14 protein-coding genes are annotated in these 14,765 nt (G+C 69.7%); 10 read left to right on the top strand and 4 right to left on the bottom strand.

Going from position 1 to position 14,765, the window contains the following annotated elements:
• Together aroA and CP970_RS00925 are read right to left on the bottom strand one after the other, a co-directional pair.
• Complete coding sequence (gene aroA, locus CP970_RS00930) at positions 1–1,350, bottom strand: 3-phosphoshikimate 1-carboxyvinyltransferase (protein ID WP_055544563.1); 1,350 nt, start codon at positions 1,348–1,350, stop codon at positions 1–3.
• Between the two features lie 110 nt (positions 1,351–1,460).
• Complete coding sequence (locus CP970_RS00925; protein ID WP_055544564.1) at positions 1,461–1,964, bottom strand: flavin reductase family protein; 504 nt, start codon at positions 1,962–1,964, stop codon at positions 1,461–1,463.
• Positions 1,965–2,415: 451 nt separating this feature from the next.
• On the opposite strand from CP970_RS00925, the gene CP970_RS00920 reads away from it, so the two are divergent.
• From CP970_RS00920 to CP970_RS00895, 6 genes are all read left to right on the top strand, one after another.
• Entirely contained in the window at positions 2,416–3,657 is a 1,242-nt protein-coding gene (locus tag CP970_RS00920; protein WP_055544565.1) for an ATP-grasp domain-containing protein, read from the top strand.
• A 68-nt stretch (positions 3,658–3,725) separates the two neighbouring features.
• Positions 3,726–4,817, top strand: a complete 1,092-nt coding sequence (locus CP970_RS00915; protein WP_055544566.1) for a DUF1611 domain-containing protein — start codon at positions 3,726–3,728, stop codon at positions 4,815–4,817.
• 32 nt (positions 4,818–4,849) lie between these two features.
• A complete protein-coding gene (locus tag CP970_RS00910) occupies positions 4,850–6,166 on the top strand; it encodes an ATP-grasp domain-containing protein (protein WP_055544567.1) in 1,317 nt (438 codons plus the stop codon).
• Between the two features lie 63 nt (positions 6,167–6,229).
• Positions 6,230–6,979 carry a hypothetical protein gene (locus CP970_RS00905; protein WP_055544568.1) on the top strand — a complete coding sequence of 250 codons (750 nt, stop codon included), beginning with the start codon at positions 6,230–6,232 and terminating at the stop codon, positions 6,977–6,979.
• A gap of 41 nt (positions 6,980–7,020) precedes the next feature.
• Positions 7,021–7,920 carry a phytanoyl-CoA dioxygenase family protein gene (locus tag CP970_RS00900; RefSeq protein ID WP_055544569.1) on the top strand — a complete coding sequence of 300 codons (900 nt, stop codon included), beginning with the start codon at positions 7,021–7,023 and terminating at the stop codon, positions 7,918–7,920.
• Positions 7,921–7,939: 19 nt separating this feature from the next.
• A complete protein-coding gene (locus tag CP970_RS00895; RefSeq protein ID WP_224058129.1) occupies positions 7,940–9,037 on the top strand; it encodes an LLM class flavin-dependent oxidoreductase in 1,098 nt (365 codons plus the stop codon).
• 33 nt (positions 9,038–9,070) lie between these two features.
• Here the strand turns inward: CP970_RS00895 and CP970_RS00890 are convergent, their stop codons facing one another.
• The gene (locus CP970_RS00890) at positions 9,071–9,604 is read right to left on the bottom strand and encodes a potassium channel family protein (RefSeq protein ID WP_398654369.1); all 534 of its coding nucleotides are present in this window, start codon (positions 9,602–9,604) and stop codon (positions 9,071–9,073) included.
• A gap of 130 nt (positions 9,605–9,734) precedes the next feature.
• On the opposite strand from CP970_RS00890, the gene CP970_RS00885 reads away from it, so the two are divergent.
• A complete protein-coding gene (locus CP970_RS00885) occupies positions 9,735–10,949 on the top strand; it encodes a cation:proton antiporter (protein ID WP_055544570.1) in 1,215 nt (404 codons plus the stop codon).
• 6 nt (positions 10,950–10,955) lie between these two features.
• Here CP970_RS00885 and CP970_RS00880 read toward each other — a convergent pair whose 3' ends face one another.
• Positions 10,956–11,930 carry a S8 family serine peptidase gene (locus CP970_RS00880; protein ID WP_055544571.1) on the bottom strand — a complete coding sequence of 325 codons (975 nt, stop codon included), beginning with the start codon at positions 11,928–11,930 and terminating at the stop codon, positions 10,956–10,958.
• 344 nt (positions 11,931–12,274) lie between these two features.
• On the opposite strand from CP970_RS00880, the gene CP970_RS00875 reads away from it, so the two are divergent.
• The 3 genes from CP970_RS00875 (at position 12,275) to CP970_RS00865 (ending at position 14,757) form a co-directional block, all read left to right on the top strand.
• On the top strand, positions 12,275–12,703 hold the full coding sequence (locus CP970_RS00875; RefSeq protein ID WP_055544572.1) for an SHOCT domain-containing protein: 429 nt from the start codon (positions 12,275–12,277) through the stop codon (positions 12,701–12,703).
• Between the two features lie 30 nt (positions 12,704–12,733).
• A complete protein-coding gene (locus tag CP970_RS00870; RefSeq protein WP_055544573.1) occupies positions 12,734–13,243 on the top strand; it encodes a DUF6069 family protein in 510 nt (169 codons plus the stop codon).
• A 74-nt stretch (positions 13,244–13,317) separates the two neighbouring features.
• Positions 13,318–14,757, top strand: coding sequence for a chloride channel protein (locus tag CP970_RS00865; protein ID WP_398654367.1), 1,440 nt, complete (start codon positions 13,318–13,320; stop codon positions 14,755–14,757).
• Positions 14,758–14,765 lie beyond the last annotated feature (8 nt).

Raw genomic sequence — 14,765 nt, 5'->3', positions numbered from 1 at the left:
TCAGCCGACGGCCTCAGCGGGCGCGTTCTCCTCCTCGACGGCAGCGGTCCGTACTCCTGCCCTGGCGAACTCCTCCAGGAAGGTGGGAAAGGACAGCCGGACGTCTTCGAAGCCCGAGAACCGGTTGGCCGACCGCATCCGCAGGCCTGCCACGAACAGCGACATGAAGATGCGGTGGTCGCCCCAGCTGGACAGTGTCACTCCGCCGGGGTACGTCCGGGCGCCGCGCACCTCGAAGCCGTCGCAGATCCCGTCGTCGTACAGGACCTCGATGTCCACGCCCGCGCGGGTCAGTTCGGCGGCCATGGCCTCGATGCGTGACGCCTTGTGGAAGCGGGTGAGGCGTCCGCCGGTCACCCGCAGGCTGCCCCGCACGTACGCCCCGAGGGCGGCGAGCGTGGGCACGATGTTGGGGCAGTCCCGCACGTCCACCTCGAAGGTGCCGCACAGGCTGTCCGGCGGGTTGTCGACGGTCAGCGACGAGGTGGCCCGGTCGAAGGTGACGTTCACCCCGAGCCGCTCCAGGATCGGGACGATCGCGAACTCGCCCTGCATGCTGTCGCCGTACACGTTGCTCAGGACGGTCCGGCCCGGGAAGAGCGCGGCGGCGGCCAGCAGATACGAGGCCGAGGTGTAGTCCTCGTGCGTGGTGACGTCCTGGGCCTGGTAGGCGGAGGGCTCCACCTCGTAGTGACGCAGGTCCTCCGACGCGGAGACCTTGATGCCCGCGTCGGTCAGGCTCGCCAGTGTCTGCCGGATGTACGACTGGGAATAGACCTCGCCCGTCACCTCGATCTCCACCGGGCCTTCGGCCAGCGGCGCGGCGAACAGGACGGCGGTGATGAACTGGGAGCTGATGTCGCCCGGCAGATGGCACGTGCCGCCCTTCAGGCCGCGTCCCCAGTTGACGACCGGGGCCTTGTTCTCGCCGACGATCGACTCGATGTCCGCGCCGAGCTCGCGCAGCGCCCGCAGCAGCGGCTCCATCACGCGGTTGCGCAGGGTCGCGTCGCCCGTCACCACGACCGGCGACGGCTGTACGGAAGCCAGCGCCGTCACGATGCGGAACACCAGACCCGAGCCACGGGACTGGATGACACGCCGGATGTTCGGGAACGACTGTCCGATGCCCTGGATCTCCAGGAATCCGTCGTGCTCGGTTATCTTGGCGCCGAAGGCACGGCAGGCGTTCTTCATCGTCTCCGTCTCGTCGCAACGGAGATCGTTGAAAACCCGTGACGTGCCCTCGGCCAGTGTGCCGGTCAGAATTGCTCGTTGTGTCTCCGGTTTCGAAGACGGGACGCGGAACGTTCCGGAAAAGGAATCGACCGGGTCAACCTGCAGCAGCATGCTCGTATCTCCCGTTTCCCATCATTCGCTGTCTGAAAAGAATTCTGTGTCCCGCACGATTCGCGGGCAATAGGTCCATCTGCCCATGGCGCCCTGGCCCTGGCCCTGGCTCAGGCCAGGAACCGGAAGGCCTTTTCGTAATAGACCATGGGGGTCCGCGCGCCCTCACTGAGGCGCGCGCCCGATACCCGGCCGATCAGGATCATGTGGTCCCCGGCGGGGTGCCGGGCGTGCACCTCGCAGTCCAGCTCGACGAGCGCGCCCGCCACCGCCGGGAGTCCGCCGGGCGTACGGGACAGGCCGTCCGGTGCGAACTTGTCGGCGCCTTTGGTCGCGAACCGCTCTGCCAGCGGCCTGTGTTCGGGGCCGAGGACGCTCACCGCGAAGTGCCCGCAGGAGGCGAACGTCGCGAAGGAGTCGGCCGAGTTCGCCAGACAGACCAGAATCAGTGGTGGGCGCAGCGACACCGAACAGAACGAACTCGCCGTGAAGCCGCGCGGCGACCCGCCGTCGCCCAGAGTCGTCACCACCACGACCCCGGCCGCGAACCGGGCCATCGCGGCCCGGAAGTCCTCGGAACTCGCCCGCCGTACCGTCTCTGTCCCCTGCGTCACGGCAGCACCACCACCTGTCCCACGAAATTGAGTCTGTTTCGAAGCCCAGTTGCAGGGCCGTGTCCCGATGTCGAGGCGCGGTTCGGGAATAGCCTCCTGGCGTGCACGACAGCCCTATTCCGGCGGTGGCAGCGCGGTAAGAATTCTGTGTCCCGCGCGATGTGCGGGCAATAGGTCCATGTACCCATGGCGTTTCCGGAACGCGGCGGTGCATGCGGCAAGATCTCGGCGCGCACCTGCCGCGGGGAGGGGCGCTGGGACTTAGGTCCTATTCTGGCCAGGCCGGTCCCATGCCAGGCTGAGGCAGCGCGAACAACGCGTTGGGGGCCGTTCCCGAGATTCAGGTCCGGGTTCATTCTTCGGTTCCGAAGGCCCGCCGTCGCCGCCGCTTTCAACCGGCCGCCCCGGCCGCGCACGTCCATGCATCCCGTGAACCGATAGGACGACGTCCATGTCCGGCGCAATCCTGTTCTTGAACCGCTGGCCCTTGTACGAGGACGAGCGGCGCTGGGAGAACCGCCTCGCCGCTCCCGAGATCGTCTTCGGCCCGGAGGCCGACCGCGTCACGTACGTGTGCGACGAGGGCGGCCGCAGCGGAGTGCCTGCCGACGCCGAACGGGTCCACGTCGTACCGGACTTCAACAACCTGGACGACGTGCTGAAGCTCGTCGACGCGGTCGTTCGCGACGAAGGGCCGTTCGACCACGTCATCGCCTTCTCCGAAATGCTCCTCGACCTCGCGGCGACCCTGCGCGAGCGGTACCGCGTCCAGGGCTCCGGCCCCGAGGAAACCTCCCGGTTCCGCGACAAGACCGTCATGAAGGAGACGGTGTCGCGGGCCGGCATCCGAGTGCCGCGTTGGGCGTCCTGCCGCACCGAGGAGCAGCTCCTCGCGGCCGCCCGGGAGTTCGGCTACCCCGTGATCGTCAAGCCGGTGCGCGGGGCGTCCAGCCAGGGGGTGCTCGAGATCGCCTCGGCCGAGGAGCTGCGGGCCCTGTGCGCGAAACGGAGCCTGCACGACCTCGAGATCGAGGAGTTCGTACGGGGCGAGATCCTGCACGTCGACGGCGTCCTGGACGCCGCGGGCAAGCCGCTGTTCCTGTGTACCTCGCGCTACGTCGCCACCTGCCTGGACTTCGAGTTGCTCGGCGAACCGCTCGGCTCCGTCTTCCAGACGGACCCCGCGGTGCGCGGCCGCTGCGAGGACTTCGCCCTGCGCTGCCTGACCGCGCTCGGCCTGCGGAGCTCTGCCTTCCACCTCGAACTCTTCGACACCGGCGATGAGTTGGTGTTCCTGGAGGTCGGAGCCCGTGTGCCGGGCGCCGACGTGCCGTACGTCATCCACGACGTCCACGGCGTGAATCTCTTCCGGTTGTGGGTCGACGTGCTGCTCGGTCGCCCGGTGGACCCGCCGGTCCCCGACCCGGGGCTGAGCGGCGGCTGGTTGATCATCCCGGCCCCCAAGCCGCTGCCCCGGAAGGTCACTGCCGCCACCTCGCTCCTGGGTGAAGTTGCCTATCTGTACCGGGAGTTGGTGCCGAGGGCGGGCGAGGTCCTGGTCTCAAGGCCCGGTTCGTACGCCACGCTCCAAGGCGGCCGTTTCCTTTTCCGGGGCGGCACCCAGGAACAGATCGAGCAGGCAGTGCGCCAGGTGCGCGCGCGGTACCGCCTGGCCACCGAGCCCGTCCTGTAGAGCGCCCGAACCATCTCGTGTCATCGCCAAGAGAACCATCAAGTCCATCGATTCCATGGAGGAAAGACGTGGATCAGTTGAACCACGCGGAGCTGGTCGACAAGAAGTTCGTGCTGTTCGCCGAGGGGTGTTTCGGACTCTTCACGAGCAAGATCGCCGCCTCGCTGATCCGCTACCGCGGGGACCGCTGTGTCGCCGTGATCGACAGCCGCAAGGCCGGCCGGACCGTCCAGGACGTCCTCGGCTACGGCGGTGCGATCCCGATCGTCGGCCGCATCGAGCACGCTCTGTCCCTGCGCCCCGAGGTCATGGTCATCGGCAAGGGCCTGCACTCCGCCGAACTGCCCTCGGGCTGGAAGCCGCACATCCTCGCGGCCGCCAGGAACGGCCTCCACCTGATCAACTCGATCCACTACCGCCTCACCGACGACCCGGACATCGCCCGTGCCGTCCGTGACAAGGGCCTCACCGTCTGGGAGACCAAGGACGCCCCGACCGTGCCGCTCAACAGGGCCCGCGTCCTGGACCTGGACGCCTGGGTCATCCACACGTGTGGCAGCGACTCCAACATCGGCAAGAAGACCGCCGCCCTGCAGCTCTGGCACGAGGCCAACCGCAGCGGCATCCCCACCGGCTTCGCCGCCACGGGACAGAGCGGCATGCTGATCTCCGGGCACGGCCTCGCGGTCGACGGCGTGCCCGGCGACTTCATGGCCGGTGCGGTCGAGCACGTCGTGATGGAGGCCGCCGTCGGCAACGAATGGGTCGTCGTCGAAGGCCAGGGTTCCCTCAACCACATCGGGTTCAGCGGCGTGGCCCTCGCCATTCTCCACGGCGCCCTGCCGCACGCCATGGTCTTCTGCCACCGCCTCGGCGCCGAGCGGACCAAGGTCTGGGAGACGCCCATCGTCCCCATCCCCGAGCTCATCCGCATGAACGAGGAGCTCACCGTCTTCGAACGGCCCGCCAAGGTCGCCGCCGTCAGCGTCAACAGCATCGGCTTCACCGAGGAGGACTACCGCCGGGAGGCCGAGAAGCTGGAGGCCGATACCGGACTGCCCGTCGTCGACCCGGTCCGTGAGGGCGGCGCCCGGCTCGTGGACATCCTGCGCGCCCACCAGCGCGAGACCGCCGACCGGCAGTTGGTCCGCCGGCGATGAGGGTGGCCCCGGGACTCCAAGGAGAGGCACAGATGAAGAAAGCGATCCTGCTCCTCATGCACCAGGGCAAGTCGTACGCCGAGGAGATCGCCGCGGCCACCACCGGGCTCGGCCTGACCCCGGTCGCCCTCAGCTCCCGCCCGGAGCTGCCCGGGGCCCTGGACGCGAGCCGCCGCCACGTGGCGGACTGCGTGGTCACCGAGGAACCCGAACTGCACTCCGGCGACGTCGAGAAGGCCGTTCGCGAACTCGCCGAGCGGGGCTACCGGGTCGAGGCCGCCCTCGCCACCTTCGAGGGCTACCGGCTCCTGATGGCCGAGCTCAACGAGCGGCTCGGCGCGCGCGACTGCGCCGAGCCCGCGCTGCGCCTCTGCCTCGACAAGTACGAACTGCGCCGCCACCTCTTCGCCGAGGGACTGAGCGAGGTCCGCAGCCACCGCATCGCCCCCGGCGTGAGGCCCGAACTCGACTCCCGCGCACGCTGGTTCGTCAAGCCGGTGCGCGGTGCCTCGTCCTTCGCGACCTTCGTCCTCGACGACATCGGAGACCTGGCCGACCTGCCCGCGATCCAGGAGCAGATGCGCGCCGACCGGCGCATGAAGGCGATCTTCATGGACCGGTACGACTTCCTGGTCGAGGAGTACGTCGAGGGCCCGGAGTTCAGCTTCGAGACGTTCGTCCTCGACGGCCGGGTCCACCACCTGTGCGTCCACGAGAAGGCCCGCGTGGAACGCCTGGAGCGGACCGTCCTGGAGGGGATGTCGGTCAGTCCGCCCGTGAGCCTCGACCGAGACCTCGTGCTGGCGGGATCCGACCACGTCACCCGCTGCCTGGCCGCCCTCGCGGAGTACGGGCTGACCGATGGCGCCTTCCACATCGAGGTCAAGTACTGGGAGTCGAAGAAGCGCTGGGAGATCATCGAGATCAACCCCCGGATGGGCGGCAGCCTCATCAACGCCAGCGTCCAGACCGTCACCGGGCACTCCCTCCTCGACCTGTGGACCGAGTCCCTGCTGCTGCCCGACGGCGAGCGGGACGCCTTCCACAACCGGCTCACCCACGCCTCCCAGCTGGAGGCCCTGCGCGCCGGTGCGCCCACCCGGGCGACCGTGTTCCTCAGCAAGTACGGCGAGAAGGGGCGGACCGTCGACGCGATCCGCTTCGATCCGCCCACCCGCCCGCCCCGGATCCTGCGCGTCCACGCGACGGCGGGGACCGAACTCGAGTCGTCCGACCGGGGGATCTGCCTGATGGACGCCTTGTGGGACGTGGCGGCCGACCGCCTCGACGCCGAGACGGACTTCCTCGACCGACACGCGACGGAGCACTTCCACGTCCGCTACCGCTGACCCGACCTCGCTGGCCCTTCCGTGAACGTCCCTCCCGCGAACCCTCTCTTGAAGGAGATTGCGATGAACCGTGTGCAGAGCACCGGGATCACCCACCCGAAGCCGTTCTACGACGAGGCGCAGAGCCGTCTGAAGAAGGCCGAGCTCGACCGCTACCTGGACAAGAAGATGGCGGAGTGGAAGGCCACCGTCCCCTTCGCGTCCCACCTGACCGAGCCCGAACTCCACCAGGCGTACTACCGCCGCACCCTCATCGAGCACGTGTGGCGGATCCGCCTCTCCCGGGTCAGCCAGTCCAAGGCCATCTACAAGATCGCCCAGGTCGCGCCCAGGGCCGCCCGCGACTACGCGCAGTACCAGGCCGACGAGATGCTCCACGACAAGCTGTACATCAGTGACGCCGCGGCCGCCGAGGTCACCGAGGAAGAGATCATCGCCACCGAGCCCTACCTCTCCACCCGCCTTTTCGAGGGCTTCTTCTACTACGCGCTGGAGCACGAGTCGGCCCTCGCGCCGGTCGTCTCCAACTACCTGGTGGAGTACACCCAGATCAAGCTCCAGCCGGCCATCGTCGAGAACCTCCAGGAGCGGCTCGGCAAGGAGAACGTCAAGGGACAGGCCGCCCACCTCCACGTCGACTCCACCGAAGACCATTCCCAGGAGATGTGGGACATCCTCCACCAGTTGATCTTCAGCGAGGAGGACTTCGAGAAGGTGTTCAAGTACATCGACGACGTCCAGGAGATCCTCGCGATGTTCTTCCGGGAGATCTACGAGGACACCGTGTCCCAGCACGCCAAGACCGCCGTGTGACCCGTACGCCCCCCGCGGCCCAGCAGAGAGGAACCCCACACATGTCCGCACCCGACACGGCCGCGCTCGTCAAGGAGTACCGCGAGAACGGCTTCGCGGTCGCCGAGCGTCTCTTCGAGCCGAGCGAGGTGGCCGAGCTCAACACCGCCATCACGGAGATCCTGGCCGTCCCCGACATCGGCTCCGTTGCCGAAGTGGAGCCGGGCGACAACGGAGTGGCCCGCCGGATCTGGTCACCCACCAAACAGCACCCCGCGTTCGAGCGGGCCGCCGCCCACCCCGAACTGCTCGACCAGGTCGAGGCGCTCATCGGCCCCGACATCCTGTTCCACTACAGCAAGCTCCACCTCAAGGCCCCGCACGTGGGCAGTGTCGTGGAGTGGCACCAAGACTTCGCCTACTACCCCCACACCAACACCGACCTGGTGACGGCCCTCGTCTACCTCGACGACACCACCACCGAGAACTCAGCGCTCCAGGCCGTCCCCGGCTCTCATCTGCGCGGCCTCGCCGACCACTACGTAGACGGTCACTTCCGCGGCAAGGTGACGGGCGCGGGCGCCCCCGACCCGGCCCTCGCCGTGCCCATCGAGGCGCCCGCGGGCAGCGTCGTCTTCATCCACTGCCTGCTCCTGCACTACTCGTCCCCGAACCGCTCCGACCGGTACCGCCGCGCCTACCTGCCGGCCTACCGGGCGGCTGACGCCTACCCGATCCACTTCGGTTCGCACGCCGGGCACAACGAGCCCGGGGTGAAACTGCTGCGCGGCAGCGTGTCCGACACGGCACGGGTGGAAGCCGGGGCATGGCGTCTCCCGCTCGCGGAGCGCCCGTTCGGCTCGCTCTTCCAGCTCCAGGAGGGCGCCGACACCACCGAGGCGGCGACCACCGGGTACGCCACGCCGGCGAACTCGCCCGAGGGCGCGGCGATCGGAAGGTGAGAACGTGATCGTCAGCGGCTTGTCAAGCCAACCGCAGCCGGACTCGAACGAGCAGTCGGACTCGAACGAGCTGAGAGTGCACTGGAACTCGCCACTCAGCGGACAGCAGAAGGCGTCGGGGAAGTACCAGGTCGGCCAGCTCGACTTCGACGAGATCGTCGACTTCGCGCAGGAGGCGGACCGCCTGGGCGTCGACTCGCTCCTCATGGGGATCGGCTTCCACATGCCTGATCCGCTCCCGATGCTCGGCGCCCTGGTCCGCGAGACCCGACGCGTCAAGTTCCTCGTCGCCTACCGTCCCGGGCTGCTCCCACCGACGCTCTTCGCCCAGGTGGTCAACACGGTCTCGTGGATGTCGGACGGGCGGATCTCCCTCAACCTGGTCGCCGGTACCTCCCCGGCCGAGCAGGCGTATTACGGAGACTTCCTCGCCCACGACGAGCGCTACGCACGCTCCAACGAGTTCCTGGACATCCTCCACCGGTTCTGGCGCGGTGAGACCCCGCTGTCCTACGAGGGCGAGCACTATCGCATCGAGGGCGCACAGGTCGGCCTGGGATACAAGGGCGGAGGCCGTCCCGAGATATACATCAGCGGGGCGTCCGACGTGGCCCAACAGACCGCCGTGGACCACGGCGACTGCTGGCTGCGGTACGGCGACACTCCCGAGGGAATGGCCGCCGCGGCGAAGCCCGTCCTGGCGCAGGGCGGCCGGGTGGGAACGCGCATGCACGTGCTGGCGAGGGAAACCCGTGCGCAAGCACTGGCGGATCTCGCGGACATGATGCGCGATCCCGACGAAGAACACCGGAAACGGATCGCGGCCGCCGTGGCATCCTCCGATTCCGTGGCAGTGAACACGTCCTTCCAACTGGCCGAGTCCGCGGACGCCGACTGGCTCTCTCCCATGCTGTTCTCCGGTGCCGTGGCATATCGCGGCGGCCCTGCCCTCTGCGTGGTGGGCAGCTACGAGGAAGTCGCGGCGTATCTCTACGAGTACAAGCTGGCCGGGATCAGCGAGTTCATCTTCTCGGGCTGGCCGACCCGGGAGGAGATGCGGATCTTCTACACCCGTGTGCTGCCGCTGCTGCGCCGGCACGAACGCGCAGGCGTCTGAGCCGAGGCGGGGGAGTCCTGGGGGAATCTCCCCCTAGGGCTTGCCGCGCCGCACGATCCTGCCGCGCAGCAGCTTCGTCAGGGTGGTCGCCCCCGCGGTGAGGAAGATGAAGCTGTAGAGCAGTTGCAGGAGCGTGAGGACGCGTGCCGTCTGGCCGCTCGGGCTGATGTCCCCGTAGCCGACCGTGGCGAGCGTGACGACGGTGAAGTACAGCGCGTCCACGCGCGTGCGCAGCCCGATGAACTGGCCCTGCTGCCGCGCGAGCACGTAGTACGCGGACGAGAACAGCAGGACCGTCAGGCACATCAGGCCGGTGATCATCCAGGCCGGTCTGGTGCCGGTCCGGTCGGCGAGCACGTGCTGGATCTGCCGGAGCAGCCCGACGGCGACCAGCGCGAGCCCGGCGACGAACACGAGCCAGCTCAGGAGCGGGCGGTGCGGGCCGAACAGGTGCAGCGGCAGCAGGAAGTACGCCGTGACCATGACCACCGACGCCGCCGCGAGCAGGGCGGGCCGGTGCCAGTGTGTCCTCTTGTCGTCCGTAGGGTCCTTCACCGTGGCGCGCACCGCCGTTCCCCGGCGGTTCGGTACGCCGGAAGCCCCAGTCTCACCCGCACGGTCCGTTCTCGCATGCGCCGGGCGTCCGCCTCGTCGATGGTCGAAACGAACACGAACCGGCGCGGAGCAGGGGGACGGCGTGGACCACGCAGGGACACTCATCCTGATCATGGCGGCCGCCGTCCTCGCCCCGCTGCTCGCGCACGGGACGGGGCGGTGGATCCGGATCCCCGTGGTCATCTTCGAGATCGTGCTCGGCATCCTGATCGGCCCCGACGTGCTCGGCTGGGCGCACAGCGACGAGGTCGTCGAGGCCCTCTCGGACCTCGGTCTCTCCATGCTGATCTTCCTGGCCGGGTACGAGATCGAGTTCGGCGCCATCCGCGGGGACACCCTGCGCAGGGCCGGGCGGGCCTGGGTGGTCTCGCTGCTGCTCGGCCTCGCGGGCGCGCTGGCCCTGACCGGCCTCGACCTGGCCCGCACGGTGATCATCGGTACGGCGCTGACCAGCACGGCGCTCGGCACGGTGCTGCCGATCCTGCGGGACAGCGGGGACCTGGAGGGCCGGTTCGGCACGGTGATGATGGCGTTCGGGGCGCTCGGTGAGTTCGGGCCGATCATCGCGATGTCCGTGCTGCTCAGCGGCCGCGACCCCGGGGTGTCCACGGTCGTCCTCGTCGTCTTCGCCGCCATCACCGCGGCCGCCGTCGGCTGGGCGCTGCGCCCGCGCCCGCCCTGGTTCAGCCAGGTCATCCGGGCGACGCTGCACACCAGCGGGCAGTTCGCGGTCCGCTTCGTGATGCTGCTCCTGGTCGCGATGCTCGCGCTGTCACAGGCGTTCGGACTCGACGTGCTCCTCGGCGCCTTCGCCGCGGGGCTGCTCACAAGGCTCGTGCTCCAGGGCTCGGTCCCCGAGAGCAGCGAGCAGGTGCTCGAAAAGGTGGAGGCGATGGGTTTTGGGTTCCTCGTGCCGCTCTTCTTCATCACCACCGGCATCCAGTTCGACCTCGCCTCGCTCCTGGACGGCGGGCGCGCGCTGTTGCTGGTGCCCGTCTTCCTGGTCCTGTTCGTGGTCGTACGCGGGCTGCCCGCCTATCTGCTCGCGCCCCGGGACCTGTCGCCCCTCAGCCGCAGGGCGCTGTCGCTGTACTCCGCCACCTGTCTGCCGCTCGTCGTCGCCATCACGGCGATCGGCGTCGACGACGAGGTGCTGAGCGAGAGCACGGCGGCCGCCCTGGTCGGCGCGGCGATGATCTCCGTCCTGGTGTTTCCGCTGCTCGCGATGCGGGTGCGCGCACGCGAGCGGCACGTGTCGCCCCGGCTGCCGCCCGCGGCGGAGACGGAGAGCTGGTGAGGGTGCTCAGTCGTCCGCCGCGTCGACCGCCGCCTTGGCGTCGACCACGCCGAGGCCGAGCCGCTTCTGGGATCCGGGGTCCGTGGTCGTGCCGCGGATGGTCTTCATGATGGCGTCGGGGTCCTTGCCCTGCTGGTGCAGGAGCGCGGCGACCGCCGCGACGTGGGGCGCCGCCATCGAGGTGCCGTCGAGCTTTCCGTAGCCCGTGTCGTTCTTCGCCGTGAGCTTGACGGTGTACGTGGGCAGCGTGGAGAGGATCTGCACGCCGGGGGCCGAAACGGCGTTCTGCGCACCGAAGTTGGAGAAGTCCGCGGGGCGGCCCTTCTCGTCGCTCGCACCGACCACGAGGACCGGCGTCCCGACCTTGTACGGCTGGGTGTCCGCGCCGTCGTTCCCGGCGGCGGCCACCACCACGGCGCCCTTGTCGTGGGCGTGCTGGATGGCCCGGTTGAGGATGCCGCCCTGCAGCAGGTTCGACATCAACGGGCCCTCGCCGAGGGAGAGGTTGATGACGTCGGCGCCGTTGTCGGCGGCCCAGACGATGCCCTTGGTGATGTTGGCGTTGCTGCCGCTGCCGTCGTCGCCCATCACCCGGACGGGCATGATCTTCGCGCCAGGCGCCCCGCCCGCGATGCCCTTGCCGTTGTCGGTGTCCGCCGCCGCGATGCCCGCCACGTGCGTGCCGTGACCGAACCCGTCCTCGGGGCGCTTGTCCCCGTCCACGAAGTCGTAGCCGTCCACAAGGCGGTCCTTGAGGTCCGGGTGGTCCAGATCGACGCCGCTGTCGACGATGGCGATCACCGTGTCGTCGCCCTTCGCCTTCTGCCAGGCGTCGGGCAGCTTGAGGGCGTCCAGGGCCCACTGCTGGCCCCGCATCGGGTCGGGCTTGTCGTCGTTGTCGTCGCCGCATCCCGCGGCGACACCGGCGAGCAGCAGGCAGCCCGTCACGAGGGCGGCGCGGGTCCGGGCAGTCTTGCGCATCAGAGGTCTCCTTGGGTCGAGGTGCCGAGTGGGGTGGTAACGGGGCCACCGGTCGGGACGCCGCGCCCGGTGGCCGGTCCGTCGTCCTGCGCCACGGTCGCCTCCTCGCCGCATGTCCGTGCTGCCCAGGGGATCGTCCGCGGGGCCCCGAGGCGAGGCGGGTCAGCCAATCAGGTGACTGCGCGAACCGGCGTCCCGAAGTGCGCGAACCGGCGTCCCGGAAATGCGCGAATCCCAGGGCGCGGTGATACTTCGAAGCACTGTCCGCACCCCCTTCGTCCCTTTTAGTCCGCGATGTGCGCGGCGAGGGAAAACCTCTGTGCGGCGACGGAAAAGAGGACGTCATGGACGACTATCCGCTTCTCGACCTCTTTCTCACGATGCTGTTCTTCTTCCTCTGGATCATGTGGCTCTTCCTGCTCTTCAGGGTCGTCATGGACGTCTTCCGCGACGAGGAACTGAGCGGTTGGGCCAAGGCGGGCTGGCTGATCTTCTGCATCGTGCTCCCGTACCTCGGCGTGCTGGTCTACGTGATCGTGCGCGGACGCGGCATGGGGCAACGGGACGTCGACCGGTCACGGAAGGCGGAGGCGGCCTTCCAGGACTACATCCGCAAGACGGCCGCGGACGGGCAACAGAGCGGATCGAGCGGATCGAACGGCGCGAGCGGATCGAGCGGTACCGACGAACTCGTCCGGCTCGCCCAACTGCACGACTCCGGCGCACTCACCGACGACGAATTCGCCCAGGCCAAGACGAAACTGCTCGCCTGAATTCCCCCTCCCGCAAAAGGAATCGCCCTCGTGGAATCACCGAACAGCCCTTACGGCCGGTCGACCGCGCCCTACAGCGTCCCGCCGCCCTCGCCCGATCCGACGCCCCTGCCGCCCGCGGGGCCGCGCCTCGACGCAGGGCGGCTGTGGGCGGGCGGCGTGATGACCGCGGTGGTCGCCGCGCTCACCGCCGTCGTCGCGCTGATGCTCGTACGCGGTGTGCTCGGCATCGCCGTGTTCGCACCCGAGAGCGACGGCGCCATGGGCGACGCCACCACGGGCGCCCTGGCAGGCGGCGCCGCCGTCGCGGCGCTCGCGGCGACCGCGCTGCTGCACCTGCTGATCGCGGGGACCCCGCGCCCCGAGCGGTTCTTCGCCTGGATCGTCGCGCTCGCCACGGCGGTCATGGTGCTGCTTCCCTTCACCGCGGCGGCGTCCCTCCCCGCGAAGATCGGCACCGCGGCCGTCTACCTGCTCATCGGCGTCGCCATCGGTTCGCTACTGTCCTCGGTGGCCCGCAGCGCGGTGAGCCGGGGCTGACCACGCCGCCCCGCCGCCCCGCCGCCCCTTCGTCCCTTCGTCCTGAACGGTCCTTGGATGGTCGCCATGGCTGTGTGCACGGGATCCGGCTCTCGGCGCGCCGCACGGGCAGGCAGCGCGTGACCGCCGCCGAAGGCCCCGCGGCCAGCCACCCCACCGAGGACGCGGGGCCCGACGTTCCGCCGGATGCCCCGTACCGGATCCTGCTCAGCGGCCGCTACCTCCGGATGCTCCTGCTCTCCCTCGTCTTCGGCGTGCTCATCGCGCTCGCCTGCTTCTTCTTCGTGGGACTGCAGCACTGGCTCCAGCACGAGGTCTGGACGAACCTCCCCAAGGCCATGGGCTACCGGGAAGCGCCCTGGTGGTGGCCCCTGCCCGCCCTCGCGCTCGCCGGACTGCTCCTGGCCCCGATCGTCTCCCGGGCGCCGGGCGGCGGCGGGCACCTGCCGGTGAACGGCCTCGGCGGGGCGCCCATCGGCCCGCGCGAACTGCCGGGCGTCGTCCTCGCGGCGCTCATGACGCTGCCGTTCGGCGTGGTCCTCGGGCCCGAAGCGCCGCTCATGGCGGTGGGCAGCGGGCTCGCCCTGCTGGCCGTACGACGCATCAAGGGCGCGAGCGATCCGCAGACGACGGCACTCGTCGCCACCGCCGGATCCACGGCGGCCATCTCCACGATCCTCGGCGGTCCTGTCGTCGCGGCACTCCTCGTCGTCGAGGCGGCAGGCCTTGCCGGTGCCCGCCTAGTCGTCCTGCTGCTGCCCTGCCTCACCGCGAGCGCCGCGGGAGCGGTGGTCTTCACCGGCTTCGGCGCCTGGACGGGCCTCTCCATCGGCGGGCTCGGACTGCCCACCGTGCCGCCCGTGGCCAACCCCGACGCGGGCGACTTCCTGTGGGGCATCCCGCTCGCCGCGCTCATCGCGGGCGGCGTCGCGCTGACCCGGCGGCTCGGCCGGGTGACAGGGCGCTGGACGGGCGGCGAACACACCGCGGTCCGCACGGTCGGCTGCGCCGTCGCGGTGGGCGGCTGCCTCACCGCGTACGCGCTGATCACGGGGCGCTCCCCGGAAGAAGCCGCGCTCTCCGGCCAGGCGACCCTCGGCCATCTCGCGGCGGACCCGGGCGCGTGGTCCGTGGCGGCGCTGCTCGCCCTGGTCGTCTGCAAGGGACTCGCCTGGAGCATCAGCCTCGGGAGCCTGCGCGGCGGACCGATCTTCCCCGCCCTGCTGCTCGGCGCGGCGGCGGCCCTGGCCTGCGCGGGACTTCCCGGCCTCGGTACGACTCCGGCCCTCGCGCTCGGCATCTGCGCCGCGGCGACGGCGGTGATGGGCCTTCCGCTGTGCAGCGCGGTGCTCACCGTGCTGCTGATGGGCGAGGACGCGTACGACCAGATGCCGCTGATCGTGCTCACCGCGGTCGTCGCGCACCTGACGGTGCTGCTGGTGAACCGCGCGGCCGACGCCCGCGCGGCGCGGGCGACCGCTCAGGCGGTGACGACGGAGGGCCTTCGCTCCTGAGGACCCTG

The organism is Streptomyces kanamyceticus (genome assembly GCF_008704495.1).
GTDB classification, from domain to species: domain Bacteria; phylum Actinomycetota; class Actinomycetes; order Streptomycetales; family Streptomycetaceae; genus Streptomyces; species Streptomyces kanamyceticus.
Note: the sequence above shows the minus strand (reverse complement) of the source record. Positions and strands in the feature narration are given on the sequence as shown.

Coding starts and splice junctions, on each gene's coding strand:
- aroA (WP_055544563.1), bottom strand. CDS start 1,350: ATGCTGCTGCAGGTTGACCCGGTCGATTCCTTTTCCGGAACGTTCCGC.
- CP970_RS00920 (WP_055544565.1), top strand. CDS start 2,416: ATGTCCGGCGCAATCCTGTTCTTGAACCGCTGGCCCTTGTACGAGGAC.
- CP970_RS00910 (WP_055544567.1), top strand. CDS start 4,850: ATGAAGAAAGCGATCCTGCTCCTCATGCACCAGGGCAAGTCGTACGCC.
- CP970_RS00905 (WP_055544568.1), top strand. CDS start 6,230: ATGAACCGTGTGCAGAGCACCGGGATCACCCACCCGAAGCCGTTCTAC.
- CP970_RS00900 (WP_055544569.1), top strand. CDS start 7,021: ATGTCCGCACCCGACACGGCCGCGCTCGTCAAGGAGTACCGCGAGAAC.
- CP970_RS00880 (WP_055544571.1), bottom strand. CDS start 11,930: ATGCGCAAGACTGCCCGGACCCGCGCCGCCCTCGTGACGGGCTGCCTG.
- CP970_RS00875 (WP_055544572.1), top strand. CDS start 12,275: ATGGACGACTATCCGCTTCTCGACCTCTTTCTCACGATGCTGTTCTTC.